1 protein-coding gene is annotated in these 422 nt (G+C 64.7%); it reads right to left on the reverse strand.

Annotated features, from left to right (window positions below; all coding sequences use genetic code 11):
• Positions 1–396: helix-turn-helix domain-containing protein (locus CSV68_RS16735; protein WP_143561030.1), on the reverse strand; the 396-nt coding region annotated here is incomplete at its 3' end.
• Positions 397–422: the final 26 nt, after the last annotated feature.

Here is a 422-nt window from a genome sequence, read left to right on the forward strand (position 1 = left end):
CGGTTTCGGCATCAACGTATCAAGCAGGCGGCGCGTGCCTTCGCTGATCCCTTCACAGCAGGTGGCCTGCGGTGCTTCACCCGGCGGTAGCCCGGCCAGCACAAAAAGATGGCGCGCTTCGGTCGGGGTACATTGCAGCGCTTTTGCCACGGCGGCCATCACCGCGCTGGACGGATTGACGTCCCTGCCCTGCTCAAGCCAGGTGTACCAGGTCACCCCGACGTCCGCCAGCAGGGCCACCTCTTCACGGCGCAGCCCGGGCGTGCGGCGTCGACCGCTGCGCGGCAGGCCGAGCCGCTGCGGATCGAGACTTTCGCGTCGGGCGCGTAAAAACGCACCAAGTTGTTTTCGGGTGTCATCCTTGAGCGAGACGACGGGTTCAGACATCAGCGCCATAAATTCCCCTGCATGGTAGTGCCAGT

The sequence above is a fragment of the Sporosarcina sp. P29 genome (assembly GCF_002743265.1).
Classification (GTDB): domain Bacteria; phylum Bacillota; class Bacilli; order Bacillales_A; family Planococcaceae; genus Sporosarcina.